Source organism: Paenibacillus sp. TSM33 (genome assembly GCF_056099025.1).
In genome coordinates this window covers 432,173-444,931 of the sequence record NZ_JBLZXB010000023.1, presented here as the reverse complement: position 1 = coordinate 444,931, position 12,759 = coordinate 432,173, and the positions used below count along the sequence as shown (strand labels likewise).

Sequence of the window (12,759 nt, the reverse complement as noted above, 5' to 3'; positions counted from 1 at the left end):
TTAAACGGGTGCCGTCCTTGATGAAGGACGGCAATGCCGTTTTTACTTGATAGGAGGTAGAAACGATATGCTGAGCGATACCATAGCTGCCATTGCAACGGCTGTCGGCGAGGGTGGCATTGCAGTTGTGCGGGTCAGCGGTCCAGAAGCGGTCACGGAAGTGGAGACTTTGTTCCGTAGCAAAACGCCCTTAAGTAAGGCTCCAACGCACACGGTTCACTATGGACATATTATAGACCCTCAAAGCCAAGAGAAGGTGGAGGAAGTTTTAGTTACCGTGATGCGGGCACCACGCTCTTTTACAACAGAAGATGTGGTAGAGATCAGCACTCATGGCGGGGTGGTAGCCGTTAAACGGGTGATGGATTTGTTACTGCTGCAAAATATACGTCTGGCTGAGCCAGGTGAATTTACGAAACGCGCTTTTTTGAATGGTCGTATTGATCTGAGTCAGGCGGAGGGCGTCATTGACTTAATTCGTTCCAAATCGGATAAAGCCTTTTCGATGGCTTTGAAACAGGTGGATGGACAGCTGTCCCAGAATATTCGTCGTTTGCGTCATGTGTTGGTGGAGACACTTGCTCACATTGAAGTAAACATTGATTACCCTGAGCATGATGTAGAATCCTTTACGTCTGAGTTAATCAAGGATAAAAGCAGCCAGGTCATAGCGGAAATTGATCGGCTGTTGCATACAGCGGAGCAGGGGAAAATTTTGCGTGAAGGGCTGACTACAGCGATTGTCGGAAGGCCGAATGTAGGCAAATCGTCACTGCTAAACACGTTGGCTCAGGGCGAACGGGCGATTGTGACCGATATTCCGGGTACGACCCGTGACGTTATTGAGGAGTATGTGACGATTAATAATATTCCGCTCAAGCTGCTGGATACAGCTGGAATTCGGGAAACGATGGACGTCGTGGAACGGATTGGGGTAGAGCGTTCGAGGACGGCAGTTAGTGAAGCGGATCTGTTGCTCATCGTTATGAATGCCAACGAACCACTGCACGAGGATGAAATGGCATTAATGGAACAAATCCGCGGTAGACAAGCGATTGTTATTATGAATAAAATGGACTTACCGGCCCAAATAGACCGGGATTTGTTGCTGCGCTATGTTCCTGAAGAGCTTATTGTGCCAATGTCTGTGAAGGAAAATGAGGGGGCAGATCGGCTGGAGCAGGCTATATCGAATTTATTCTTTAGCGGCAAGCTGGAATCGGCAGATATGACGTATGTCAGCAATGTGCGGCATATTGCTTTGCTGAAGAAAGCGCGCCAATCACTGGTAGATGCCTATGAAGCCGCTGATCAATTTGTTCCGATTGACATGATCCAGATTGATGTAAGGCTGGCATGGGAGCATTTGGGTGAGATTATAGGCGACACTGCGCATGATGCGTTAATAGATCAAATATTTTCACAATTCTGTCTGGGTAAGTAGAACATTCAAGCATGGCTGTTTTAGGCCTGCTATCGTCATAGATACACAAGAACATATTCGGGGTGAAGACTCGAATGTATAAGGAGGCAAGAGAGGTATGGGATATCAAGGAGGCGACTATGATGTGATCATCGTCGGTGCAGGCCATGCGGGCGTAGAATCCGCCTTGGCAGCAGCACGGATGGGCTGTCGTACATTGATGATTACAATTAACCTGGATATGGTCGCATTCATGCCCTGCAACCCGTCTATTGGTGGTCCCGCAAAGGGTCATGTAGTACGGGAAATTGATGCATTGGGCGGCGAAATGGGTCGAAATATCGACAAGACATTTATCCAAATGAGAATGTTAAATACTGGTAAGGGACCTGCTGTGCATGCCTTGCGCGCGCAAGCAGACAAGTTCTCTTATCAGCATGCGATGAAGGAAACGATGGAGAAGGAACCGAATCTGACCTTACGTCAAGGTATGGTTGAAGAGCTGATTATAGAAGACGGCCAATGCGTGGGTGTGATTACGAAGACGGGCACAGAGTATCGTAGTAAAGCAGTTGTCCTGACGACTGGCACCTACCTGCGCGGGAAAATCATTATGGGTGAGCTGATGTATGAGAGTGGCCCGAACAATCAGCAGCCTTCGTTGAGACTTTCTGAACATTTGAGAGAGCTTGGTTTTGATCTGGTTCGGTTTAAAACAGGAACGCCACCACGTGTGCATAAGGATACCATTGATTTTAGCAAAACAGAAATACAGCCAGGCGATGATCAGCCGAAGTTCTTCTCCTATGAAACGAAGTCCTCGGATAATGAGCAGTTGCCTTGCTGGCTGACGTATACTTCAGTGGAAACACATCAGATTATTAATGATAATTTGCATCGTGCACCGATGTTCTCTGGTCTGATCGAAGGAACGGGACCACGTTATTGCCCCTCTATTGAAGATAAAGTTGTACGTTTCAGTGATAAGCCGAAGCACCAAATCTTTTTGGAGCCTGAGGGTAAAAACACATCTGAATACTATGTTCAAGGCTTGTCAACAAGCTTGCCAGAGGATGTGCAACTAGCAGTACTGCGTACCATTCCAGGGATGGAAAAGGTAGAAATGATGCGTAACGGTTACGCTATTGAATATGATGCGATGGTACCTACTCAGTTGTGGCCTACTTTGGAAACGAAAAAAGTACCTGGCTTGTTCACAGCAGGTCAGATTAACGGGACATCTGGTTATGAAGAAGCTGCGGGTCAAGGAATTATGGCTGGGATTAATGCAGCTCGCAAGGTGCAGGGCAAAGAGCCCGTTGTACTGGATCGTTCTCAAGGCTACATTGGGGTTCTGATCGACGATCTGGTGACAAAGGGTACAAATGAGCCCTATCGTTTGCTGACATCCCGTGCAGAATACCGTCTGTTGTTGCGGCATGATAACGCGGATCTGCGATTGACTCCGATCGGGCATGATATTGGCCTGATTACAGACGAACGATACGAGCGCTTTTTGGATAAAAAACAAAAGGTAGAGCAAGAAATTGAGCGTTTACGCTTAGCTAAAGTTCGCCCGGTTGATGTAAATGAGATGCTGGAGCAAGGCGGATCTGCACCGATACAGGATGGCAGTAATTTGTTAACAGTGCTGCGTCGACCTGAGATCAGCTATGCACAAGTGGCACAAATTTCACCTTCACCTGTAGCCCTTACTGAGGAAGAGCAAGAACAGGTGGAAATCCAAATTAAGTATGCGGGCTACATTGAAAAGCAGTTGATGCATGTAGAACGCCTGCAAAAGATGGAGAAGAAGAAGCTCCCTGAGGATATCGTATACAATGAAGTTCAAGGCTTGGCCATTGAAGCTAAGCAGAAGCTTGAAAAGATCCGTCCGATGTCCATTGGTCAGGCATCCCGTATCTCCGGTGTAACTCCTGCGGATATTTCCATTTTGTTGGTTTATCTGGAGCACTATAACCGTGTAACGGCAGCGAGGGGATCTTAATGGACGCGATACAACAGCAGTTTAAGCAGCGGCTGGCAGAGCATAGCATTGTGATTAATGACGGTCAGTTAGAGCAGTTTGAAACGTATTACCGTGTGCTGGTCGAATGGAATGAAAAAATGAACCTGACGGGCATTACTGAGCGAGATGCAGTGTACACCAAGCATTTCTACGATTCTCTTTCACTTGCCTTTTATGTTCCGTTAAATGATGTGGGGAGCCTGGCTGACATTGGGTCAGGCGCTGGTTTTCCAGGTATCCCCTTGAAGATATGCTTTCCACATATTCAATTGACCATTGTAGACTCCTTGAACAAACGCATACAATTCTTAGCGCATGTTGTAGAGCAGTTGGGACTGGAAAATGTTGAGCTGATTCACAGCAGGGCAGAGGAATTGGGGCGCAAAGCAGGATATCGTGATAGCTATGATCTGGTCACAGCCCGAGCTGTTGCCCGTCTCGCGGTACTAAATGAATTTTGTTTGCCTTTTGTCCGTGAGGGAGGCCACTTTGCAGCGATGAAGGGTAGCGACCCAACCGAAGAAATCAGGGAAGCCTCCTACAGCTTGAAAGAGCTAAAGGGAAAAATCAAGCATGTTCAGGCGTTCCAACTACCTGTTGAGGATGCAGCCAGACATATGATTATAATTGAAAAAAGAGCAACTACACCACGGAAATACCCGCGCAAGCCAGGTACTCCTTTGAAGACACCTTTAGTGTAAATGTTTGAAAGAAAGTGAATGTTTCACGTGAAACATTCACTTTTTTTATGGTTTATAGATTCCTTGCTTAAGAAGGTTCCTTGCCGAATGCCCTCTACATAATTTATTCTTTTATCCTTCCGAAAAGCTGATAGAGACGATAGGATTATGACTGGAAAAGTGATAGAATAGAGATAATCGTTTTAGTATAAGTTGGCTGCTTCCCGTACTCATGATTTCATATATACATATAGGGAAGTGGGACAACAAATGTCAGGGGAGTACGTGGAGTGTACCCGCTTACGGCGCTGTTTCATATAGAAGGGTCTACAATCCCCACAAGGAACTGTTTTTCACGAAGCGCTGTTTGTATGGTGCTATTATGAAATTAGGTGGTATTATACGGAATGAAAGAACAATTTTCCAAGCTATTTGGTTTGACGGAGCGATCCAATGGGGATGAAATAAAACAAATTCCAGTTCGGGATATTGTCAGCAGTCCTTATCAGCCCCGCACCATATTTGACGACGAGAAGATTGATGAGCTATGTCAGACTATTAAGACGCATGGTGTAATTCAACCGATTGTCGTCCGTTTCCGTAATGGACAATATGAAATTATAGCAGGGGAACGTCGTTGGAGAGCTGTCACCAAGCTGGGTATGGAGACGATTCCAGCCATTGTTCGTGAGTTTAATGATTCACAAGCTGCATCCATCGCGTTGATTGAGAATCTTCAGCGGGAGGGACTAACTGCGATTGAAGAGGCTGTAGCTTATCAAAAGCTGATTGACCTGCATCAACTTACCCAGGAAAGCCTCGCTCAGCGACTTGGCAAAAGCCAATCCACTATTGCTAATAAAATACGGCTGCTTCATTTGCCGGAGAGAGTGAAAGAAGCTCTAATGGAACGGAAGGTGTCCGAGCGTCACGCTCGTGCATTATTGTCGTTAGAGACCGAAGAACTACAGTACAAGGTTTTAGATGAAGTGATTTCTAAGGAACTCAATGTGAAGCAGACAGAGGCACGAGTTGCCTTCTATAAACAAGTATCCACGACTAAAAAATCAAAGCGGATTTCCTTTACCAAGGATGTCCGGCTTGCGCTGAATACGATTCGTCAATCCATTGATATGGTGTCTGGCTCAGGGTTGGATATCAAAACAAAGGAATCTGATCATGAGGATCACTATGAGATTGTCATTCAAATTCCCAAACGTAAGTAAGGGATGAAGCGTACAGCGGCAGCAATTGCCGCTTTTTCTGTCTAACGCCAACATAAAACCGCAGCATACTCGTATTCTATTTTGAAATTGCCGTTATCCGTAAGTTAAGGACTAAGTAACGTCTTCATAGGGCTTTTGCAATCATGGAACGTAGCAGGATTCCGATTAAATTATGAGGTGAATGAAGTGTCAAAAATAATAGCCGTAGCCAATCAAAAAGGCGGAGTAGGCAAAACGACTACTTCCGTGAATTTGGGCGCCGGACTTGCTTCCCTCGGCAAAAGGGTATTGCTCGTGGATATCGACCCGCAAGGTAATACAACCAGCGGTGTGGGTATCAATAAGGCGGATGTGGCAAATTGTATTTATGATGTACTCATTAACGAGGTTGACCCTAGCGAGGCGATTATCAGTACACAGGTCGAGGGATTGGATATTATTCCGGCAACCATTCAATTAGCAGGTGCTGAAATTGAGCTGGTACCTACTATTTCTCGTGAATTGAGATTAAAAAGATCACTTCAACTCGTCAAGCATAATTACGATTTTATATTAATAGATTGTCCCCCATCGCTGGGTATTTTGACGCTCAATTCCTTGACGGCTTCCGATTCAGTCATTATTCCGATCCAATGTGAATATTACGCCCTGGAAGGATTAAGCCAATTGTTGAATACCGTGCGATTAGTGCAAAAACATCTAAACACCTCATTGCAAATTGAGGGTGTGTTGCTAACCATGTTTGACGCCCGCACGAACTTGGGTATTCAGGTGATTGAAGAAGTGAAAAAGTATTTTCAAAGCAAAGTTTATCAAACGATTATTCCACGCAACGTGAGACTCAGCGAAGCACCATCACATGGCCAGTCCATTATTACGTATGATCCCCGGTCTCGTGGGGCAGAGGTATATATTGAGTTGGCAAAGGAAGTGGTATCTTATGAGTAAACGGTTGGGAAAGGGACTGGACGCACTTATTCCCTCCCTTACAGTCAGTGACGAGGATAAGGTTGTTGACATTCCGCTCAGTCAGTTGCGGGCGAACCCATACCAGCCTCGGAAAACGTTTGATGAGGAGTCCATTAAGGAATTAGCGGAATCCATTCGTCAGCACGGTGTTATCCAACCTATTATTGCGCGTAGTGTCTTGAGAGGTTATGAGATTATAGCCGGGGAAAGACGGTTTCGGGCCTCTCAATTTTGCGGGAACCCGACCATACCTGTGGTTGTTCGCAATTTTACAGATCAGCAGGTAATGGAGATTGCCCTGATTGAGAACTTGCAGCGTGAAAACTTAAATGCAATGGAAGTGGCAGTGGCTTATCAGGGGTTAATGGATCAGTTTTCTTTAACTCAGGAAGAGTTGTCCATGAAAGTGGGAAAATCACGTTCACACATTGCTAATTTTCTTCGCTTGCTCGCATTGCCTGAAGAGGTTAAAGATCATGTTTCACGTGGAACATTGTCTATGGGGCATGCTAGAGCAATTGTCGGGCTTAAAGATCCAGACATGGTAAAACAGCTGGCCATGCAATGCATTGAGCAACAGTGGAGTGTTCGTGAACTTGAGGAAGCCGTACAACAGTTGGATCATAAGCCTGGAGAAACAAAAGCTAAAGCAAAGGTGCGAAAAAAGGACCCCTATATTGACCATATGGAAGAGTCCCTGCGCGAGCGTTTTAAAACAACTGTGAAGATCAAGCACAATAAGGATAAAGGCAAAATCGAATTGAATTATTACAGCCAGCAGGATTTGGAAAGATTACTGGAGCTATTACAGTAGTCTGTAAAAATATGGACATGTCTCCTTGAGTGAAATGGAAAGTGAGATATGTCTTTGCTTTGTCTGGAATTGCAGGAATTAGAATGGTTTTGATGGATAAACTAATAGCCTTGTGTTATTTGTCTCGCTGTTCTCAAACGTTTAAAATAAAAGGTAAGCAAAGCAGTAACATGATTTTTGAGGTAGAGGGGTAGAAACAAACATATGGCTGAATTGAATGGACTAATCATGGAGCAGCTTGCTGGAATTGTTGCAGGGATCGTACTTGTTTTGCTTATCCTGTTGATTGTTGTTATTGTACAGGGATCAAAGCTGAAGAAGATGCGGCGAAAGTATGAAACCATGATGGCAGGCAGCGGGGTAGAGAATTTGGAAACGCTGCTGATTGATTTAAAGGTACAGATGGATACGATTGAAGATGAGCAGGAAGCCCACCGTGCAAGTATGAAATCACTACGCAGCAAACTGACTGGCTTGAAGGGACATATAGGCATCAAACGCTATAATGCCTTTGGTGAGAGAGGGAGCGATCTAAGCTTCTCTCTGGCTATTGTAGACGATAATCAGGACGGAATAGTATTGACCGGTATTTATAATCGGGATGGCTCATATGTGTATGCCAAGCCTCTGGAAGCGGGACAATCTTCATATTCCTTATCACCTGAAGAGAAAGAAGCTATTACTCTTGCGCAGCAAGTAGGACAGATCGGTAATGCCACTCCTTAATTGCGGAGTATAAGCTACTAGCTATGATATCTGATAATTTCATGACCAAATTTAGTCTCGTATTTTGCAACACAAAGTATTCCATGAAGCCGCCGACGTTAACGATACCAGTCAAATGGATATCGCCGACCGGCGGTAATTCTTTATTTACACCTGCTCCCGGCTTGAGAGGACCCTCTGCAACCTGAATGTATCCAACACTGGAGGTTTGTCCAAGACATGCGTCTATGCCGATGATATAAGGCTGTTCGTATCGGTCATGTATGCCATTCAGCGTGGTTTGGAGGTTCATAGCATGTACAGGCTCATCTAATGTTCCATACAGGTTAAATAGGGAGCTTTTATAGCGTGACAAATGGGTACCCACAAGCGGGCCAAGGCAATCTCCAGTAGAACGATCAGTGCCGATGCAAATGATGACGATATTTTGAAGACTCCGCGCCTGATGCAGATGGAACAGCAAACGATGGATGATGGCTGATTGGATCCCGGGATCAGTGTGTGATATTTTTAAGCTTAGGGGTTCTTGCCCCGGAATGAAGTCAGATGGATGAGTCATGGAATCTTCCTTTCGTCCTGTAATGGAGTATGTAGGTTGTGCGCCTACCCTCAAGATTTCACTTGGCCTGCGGGTAACAATTATTCTCAAGATAGTAGCTAGTATATGGATAAACTTGCGTTTTTATACTCGGGAAAAGTAGATTATTCATAGTCGTATGTTTGAAGTCGGGAGATATGCTTATATAGTTAGGAAATAGAATGTGGGAAATAGAAAGAGTAGTTCCCTGGTTTGAGGAGGAGTACAGCTTGACCTTTATACATTGGTTGGCCGGTAATTTAGACACGGATGACGTAGTGCAAGGTGCTATTCATTGGAAGGATGCTGTATGGAAATGGCTTACAGATAGTACGATGTGGTCGACCTTTTTGTTTGTGGTTTTGAAAATCGTAATTATTTTCATCATTACACGTATCTTTATTCGAGTTATTAATAAAATTATAGATAAGTCGATGGAGCAAAAGGGAGATAACGGAAGATTCCGATTGAATACCAGACGATTAACGACTGTGGGAGAACTGCTAAAAAATGTAACAAATATTGTGTTCAATTTCATCTTGATTATGCTGGTGCTATCACAAATGGGTATAAATCTAGGCCCTCTGATTGCTGGAGCTGGAGTGCTTGGGTTGGCTGTAGGTTTTGGGGCACAGAGCTTGGTTAAGGATGTAATTACCGGATTCTTTATTATATTTGAGGATCAGTTTGCCGTAGGAGACGTCATTCAGACGGGAACTTTCAAGGGGACGGTAGAAATGATTGGGCTGCGTACAACCAGGCTGGTGAGCTGGAAAGGTGAGGTGTATATTTTACCGAACGGCTCCATTACGACGGTAACGAACTTCTCCATGTCCAACGCGTTGGCGGTAGTAGATGTGCCGATGAAGGCGGAGCGTAGTCTGGAGGAAGCCGTTAGCTTGGTCAAACAGGCGATTCAAGGCATCGAAGAGTCCAATGCGCAGATACTTAATATGCCGGATGTATTAGGCGTTCAGTCCATGACTACATCAGAATATATCGTACGGGTTGTGGCGGAATGTATGCCGAACACAGGGGCCTTGGTAGAGCGTGATATTCAGAATAATATCAAGAGGGCTCTAGAGGACGAGGAACATCGTCAGGCCGCACTGGAGACGGCAATCACCCTTGAAAAAGAAGATGAGTCAGGAAGAAAAGGGGGAGAGAAGGGTGGAGCGTAAGTCGTTTGAACTAGGGGATATTGTGCAGATGAAGAAGCCTCATCCGTGTGGAACGAACGAGATGGAAATTATTCGGATGGGGATGGATATTCGAATCAAATGCGTCGGATGCCAGCATAGTGTACTGATTCCGCGTGCCAAGTTCGAAAAGAATATGAAAAAAGTGCTGCGCTCAAAGTCCGGTACTGATGGGCAAAATGCGGAAACCATTTGAGCAGAGAAAGTGGATCATGGTGGACAAGAATCAGCTTGCGTCATGATAGCAATGATGATATAATTATCCTTGCTGCGGAAAGGTACCCAAGAGGTCCAAGGGGGCTGACTCGAAATCAGTTAGGCGTCGCAAGGCGTGCGTGGGTTCGAATCCCACTCTTTCCGCCACTAACTTCATGAACTTGATCAATCTCTTACGTCTGCTGACGTAAGAGATTTTTTGGTTTGTTTGACATAAACAACTATAAGATTGCGAAAAAGGAATTGAACGATATCGAAAAAGTGATTAAGAGTCTTTTGGTGAATTGAATAAGGCGTTAGAGCAAAAGAAAGCTCCTAACAGCGTTCGAAATAATTGCTGTTAGGAGCCTTCTTTTGTTATAGCTGGTTAGGCGGGTAATGATAGCGTTTTGTTCTCTTTGAGCCAGAGATCATCAGAAGGATGGCAGCGATCAAATGGAGTGCCCAGCCAACAAAAGGAATCCAGGCTAGCAAGGAAGTGAGTACTCCCCATACAGAACCGTAGATCGCTTCCTGATTGCGTAACGACAGGACAAGTGTTACTGCATGCAGGACAAGCATAAACCCCAGGGCTGAGTATCCAGTCCCCATGACAATAGCTCCTCCCACAATTGGTACAGCCAGCACCAATTCGAATATACCTGATATCCACTTTAATATTCGAGAATAGCTCATCTTTAAACCTCCGTAGATAGTAGGTCTTTGTACTTGGATATATTCTAGCAGAAGGAGCTGAATTAATCTGCATTTTACCAGCATATGCAAAAAGTCCGATAATGCAACAAAGGAGGACCACAAAGGTCCTCCATCGTAGGCGATACATTTTTAACAGGATACGATCTGTCCAATCACATCATGAAACTCGGTGTACTGACTATCAATACCGTGTTGAAAAGACAGTGTCCTTTTACACAAACCTAACGCTTCTAATGCCTGGAATGGATCTCCTAACAGTTTGTAAGGCTACGTCGTCCAACGGAACCACACCTCTCTGTTGTATCGCCTAATCATAATATGGCCAGGATTTCGAAGAGATATACATTAGTGGACACGAGCTTTCGTTTTTTTCTTCCACTTGCGATTATGGTTGGTGGTCTTCGGAAAAGAATCGCCTCTTTCCAACGTTATTTGCTGCGGGTCTTGGATTTCAGTATGAAAGCTTTTTTCTCCAACCTCCATATATACGCCGTCGTTTGGGACCTTATCCCCGGGTACGAACTCAGTCTTTTCACCCATACGGTTGTGCCTCCTTAGAAATGAATTTGGACTGCAACGGTTATTGTGCGCTGTCTTAAGCAGAAACATGCGAAAGCAGGGCACACAGATAGTAGTTAATCAAAAATGATTTCCTTTATATATGCAAAATTTGTGGCATGATATAAAATTGTATAAAATCAGTGATTATGATGTGTGTGAGCAGCTTTTAGCCTTATGCTTGAAATTGCAGGTTGCATTCGGATGCTCGATTTGGTAAACTGTTTTAGTGCGAGTTTAGGCTCGTTCCTTGCTCTCAACTGAGATTGAGGGCCTTATGTCCACAAGGAGGTGTAAAGAATGCGCAAATATGAAGTGATGTACATTATTCGTCCTGACATTGAACAAGAAGCTGTTCAAGCGACAGTCGACAAATTCCAAGGTATCATCTCTAACGGCGGTGGCGAAATTACGAATCACGATGTAACTAAACGCCGTCTTGCGTATGAGATCAAGAAATTCCGTGATGGTTCTTTCGTTCTGGTAAACTTCACAGCAGAACCTGCTGTTGTTACTGAGCTTGAGCGTATCATGAAAATTTCTGACGAAGTAATTCGTTATCTCATTACGAACGACGTAGCTTAATTATTGTACGTGATTATGTAATGAACAACGCTCAAAGGAGGGGATTGGATTGTTGAACCGTGTCATTCTGATCGGTCGTTTGACCAAAGATCCAGAACTGCGCTATACACCGTCTGGTGTAGCAGTAACCCAGTTCACCCTGGCTGTAGACCGTCCGTTTACAAGTCAAGGCGGCGAACGGGAAGCGGATTTCTTGCCGATCGTAACCTGGCGTCAGCTTGCTGAAACATGCGCTAACTATCTTCGTAAAGGTCGTTTGACGGCTGTTGAAGGCCGTGTACAAGTGCGTAATTATGAGAACAATGAAGGAAAACGTGTATACGTGACTGAAATTGTTGCTGATAATGTACGTTTCTTGGAATCTAACCGCGATAGCGGCAACGGTGGCGGCAATAGCGGTGGAGGTATGCGTGAGGAGTCTCCTTTCGGAGGCGGTAACAGCAATAGTGGGCGTGGGAATAATAACTCGCGAAACAATCAGGATCCTTTTTCCGATGACGGAAAACCGATCGATATTTCGGATGATGATCTACCATTTTAATTGGGAAAGGACTGACAAAGAATGGGCTTCAGACAAAGAGAAGGCGGAGACGATAACAAAAGACCAGCTCGTCGTGGTGGTCGCAACAAACGTCGTAAAGTATGTTTCTTCACTGTGAACAAAATTACTCACATTGACTATAAAGATACAGACCTGCTTAAAAAATTCATCAGCGAGCGTGGAAAAATTCTTCCTCGTCGTGTGACTGGAACAAGCGCGAAATATCAACGTATGTTGACAATCGCTGTTAAACGTTCCCGTCAAATCGCATTGCTTCCTTACACTACTGAATAGTAGTGGTTGGAAAGAAGAGATGTCCCCAATTGTGGGGACATCTTTTTTTATGATTTTTTTTATTGACAACAAGTGCCATCTATTGTAACTTACTAATAATACAATCCATGTTTACCCATTAAGTATAATTTACCTTTTAGTGGCTTAGGAAATTACAAGCTCCCCAACTCGCCAGAGTACACATTTCAACCATTCGAAATGTTATTTTATATTACATAACACTCAG

Annotated in this window: 15 protein-coding genes and 1 tRNA gene; 13 read left to right on the top strand and 3 right to left on the bottom strand. The window is 44.5% G+C overall.

Annotated elements, in window-relative coordinates; genetic code table 11:
- Positions 1-67: 67 nt before the first annotated feature.
- From mnmE to ACN6NF_RS25335, 7 genes are all read left to right on the top strand, one after another.
- Positions 68-1,444 carry a tRNA uridine-5-carboxymethylaminomethyl(34) synthesis GTPase MnmE gene (gene mnmE, locus ACN6NF_RS25365; RefSeq protein ID WP_474320280.1) on the top strand — a complete coding sequence of 459 codons (1,377 nt, stop codon included), beginning with the start codon at positions 68-70 and terminating at the stop codon, positions 1,442-1,444.
- 97 nt (positions 1,445-1,541) lie between these two features.
- Positions 1,542-3,431: a tRNA uridine-5-carboxymethylaminomethyl(34) synthesis enzyme MnmG gene (gene mnmG, locus ACN6NF_RS25360; RefSeq protein WP_474320279.1), complete on the top strand. Its 1,890-nt coding sequence runs from the start codon at positions 1,542-1,544 to the stop codon at positions 3,429-3,431.
- A complete protein-coding gene (rsmG, locus tag ACN6NF_RS25355) occupies positions 3,431-4,153 on the top strand; it encodes a 16S rRNA (guanine(527)-N(7))-methyltransferase RsmG (protein ID WP_474320277.1) in 723 nt (240 codons plus the stop codon). The genes mnmG and rsmG overlap by 1 nt, the downstream gene beginning before the upstream one ends.
- A gap of 386 nt (positions 4,154-4,539) precedes the next feature.
- Positions 4,540-5,358: a nucleoid occlusion protein gene (gene noc, locus ACN6NF_RS25350; RefSeq protein WP_474320276.1), complete on the top strand. Its 819-nt coding sequence runs from the start codon at positions 4,540-4,542 to the stop codon at positions 5,356-5,358.
- A 186-nt stretch (positions 5,359-5,544) separates the two neighbouring features.
- The gene (locus ACN6NF_RS25345; protein ID WP_474320274.1) at positions 5,545-6,306 is read left to right on the top strand and encodes a ParA family protein; all 762 of its coding nucleotides are present in this window, start codon (positions 5,545-5,547) and stop codon (positions 6,304-6,306) included.
- A complete protein-coding gene (locus ACN6NF_RS25340; RefSeq protein WP_016822448.1) occupies positions 6,299-7,141 on the top strand; it encodes a ParB/RepB/Spo0J family partition protein in 843 nt (280 codons plus the stop codon). Before ACN6NF_RS25345 ends, ACN6NF_RS25340 begins: the two co-directional genes overlap by 8 nt.
- A 204-nt stretch (positions 7,142-7,345) precedes the next feature.
- Complete coding sequence (locus tag ACN6NF_RS25335; RefSeq protein WP_474320272.1) at positions 7,346-7,867, top strand: DUF4446 family protein; 522 nt, start codon at positions 7,346-7,348, stop codon at positions 7,865-7,867.
- On the opposite strand, the gene yyaC is transcribed toward ACN6NF_RS25335, so the two are convergent.
- The gene (gene yyaC, locus ACN6NF_RS25330; RefSeq protein WP_474320270.1) at positions 7,821-8,426 is read right to left on the bottom strand and encodes a spore protease YyaC; all 606 of its coding nucleotides are present in this window, start codon (positions 8,424-8,426) and stop codon (positions 7,821-7,823) included. The two genes, ACN6NF_RS25335 and yyaC, sit on opposite strands and share 47 nt — an antisense overlap.
- Positions 8,427-8,674: 248 nt before the next feature.
- On the opposite strand from yyaC, the gene ACN6NF_RS25325 reads away from it, so the two are divergent.
- The 3 genes from ACN6NF_RS25325 to ACN6NF_RS25315 all read left to right on the top strand — a co-directional run bounded on the left by ACN6NF_RS25325 (position 8,675) and on the right by ACN6NF_RS25315 (position 10,006).
- Entirely contained in the window at positions 8,675-9,625 is a 951-nt protein-coding gene (locus ACN6NF_RS25325) for a mechanosensitive ion channel family protein (RefSeq protein WP_474320268.1), read from the top strand.
- Positions 9,615-9,839, top strand: a complete 225-nt coding sequence (locus tag ACN6NF_RS25320; RefSeq protein ID WP_474320267.1) for a DUF951 domain-containing protein — start codon at positions 9,615-9,617, stop codon at positions 9,837-9,839. The genes ACN6NF_RS25325 and ACN6NF_RS25320 overlap by 11 nt, the downstream gene beginning before the upstream one ends.
- 76 nt (positions 9,840-9,915) lie before the next feature.
- Positions 9,916-10,006, top strand: a tRNA-Ser gene (locus ACN6NF_RS25315).
- Positions 10,007-10,216: 210 nt separating this feature from the next.
- Here ACN6NF_RS25315 and ACN6NF_RS25310 read toward each other — a convergent pair.
- Both ACN6NF_RS25310 and ACN6NF_RS25305 read right to left on the bottom strand, forming a co-directional pair.
- On the bottom strand, positions 10,217-10,534 hold the full coding sequence (locus tag ACN6NF_RS25310) for a hypothetical protein (RefSeq protein WP_474320265.1): 318 nt from the start codon (positions 10,532-10,534) through the stop codon (positions 10,217-10,219).
- 366 nt (positions 10,535-10,900) lie between these two features.
- A complete protein-coding gene (locus tag ACN6NF_RS25305; RefSeq protein WP_474320263.1) occupies positions 10,901-11,095 on the bottom strand; it encodes a YjzC family protein in 195 nt (64 codons plus the stop codon).
- Positions 11,096-11,413: 318 nt separating this feature from the next.
- Here ACN6NF_RS25305 and rpsF point away from each other — a divergent pair, with 318 nt between their 5' ends.
- From rpsF to rpsR, 3 genes are read left to right on the top strand one after another with little or no spacing between them, the layout of a single operon-like run.
- Entirely contained in the window at positions 11,414-11,698 is a 285-nt protein-coding gene (rpsF, locus tag ACN6NF_RS25300; protein WP_007433230.1) for a 30S ribosomal protein S6, read from the top strand.
- A 49-nt stretch (positions 11,699-11,747) separates the two neighbouring features.
- The gene (gene ssb / locus ACN6NF_RS25295; protein WP_010346813.1) at positions 11,748-12,239 is read left to right on the top strand and encodes a single-stranded DNA-binding protein; all 492 of its coding nucleotides are present in this window, start codon (positions 11,748-11,750) and stop codon (positions 12,237-12,239) included.
- Between the two features lie 21 nt (positions 12,240-12,260).
- Complete coding sequence (gene rpsR, locus ACN6NF_RS25290) at positions 12,261-12,533, top strand: 30S ribosomal protein S18 (RefSeq protein ID WP_013312800.1); 273 nt, start codon at positions 12,261-12,263, stop codon at positions 12,531-12,533.
- Positions 12,534-12,759 lie beyond the last annotated feature (226 nt).

What these genes read in the sequence shown, in the direction of transcription:
- mnmE (WP_474320280.1), top strand. Translation starts at nt 68, where the DNA reads ATGCTGAGCGATACCATAGCTGCCATTGCAACGGCTGTCGGCGAGGGT.
- mnmG (WP_474320279.1), top strand. Translation starts at nt 1,542, where the DNA reads ATGGGATATCAAGGAGGCGACTATGATGTGATCATCGTCGGTGCAGGC.
- rsmG (WP_474320277.1), top strand. Translation starts at nt 3,431, where the DNA reads ATGGACGCGATACAACAGCAGTTTAAGCAGCGGCTGGCAGAGCATAGC.
- noc (WP_474320276.1), top strand. Translation starts at nt 4,540, where the DNA reads ATGAAAGAACAATTTTCCAAGCTATTTGGTTTGACGGAGCGATCCAAT.
- ACN6NF_RS25340 (WP_016822448.1), top strand. Translation starts at nt 6,299, where the DNA reads ATGAGTAAACGGTTGGGAAAGGGACTGGACGCACTTATTCCCTCCCTT.
- ACN6NF_RS25335 (WP_474320272.1), top strand. Translation starts at nt 7,346, where the DNA reads ATGGCTGAATTGAATGGACTAATCATGGAGCAGCTTGCTGGAATTGTT.
- yyaC (WP_474320270.1), bottom strand. Translation starts at nt 8,426, where the DNA reads ATGACTCATCCATCTGACTTCATTCCGGGGCAAGAACCCCTAAGCTTA.
- ACN6NF_RS25310 (WP_474320265.1), bottom strand. Translation starts at nt 10,534, where the DNA reads ATGAGCTATTCTCGAATATTAAAGTGGATATCAGGTATATTCGAATTG.
- ACN6NF_RS25305 (WP_474320263.1), bottom strand. Translation starts at nt 11,095, where the DNA reads ATGGGTGAAAAGACTGAGTTCGTACCCGGGGATAAGGTCCCAAACGAC.
- rpsF (WP_007433230.1), top strand. Translation starts at nt 11,414, where the DNA reads ATGCGCAAATATGAAGTGATGTACATTATTCGTCCTGACATTGAACAA.
- rpsR (WP_013312800.1), top strand. Translation starts at nt 12,261, where the DNA reads ATGGGCTTCAGACAAAGAGAAGGCGGAGACGATAACAAAAGACCAGCT.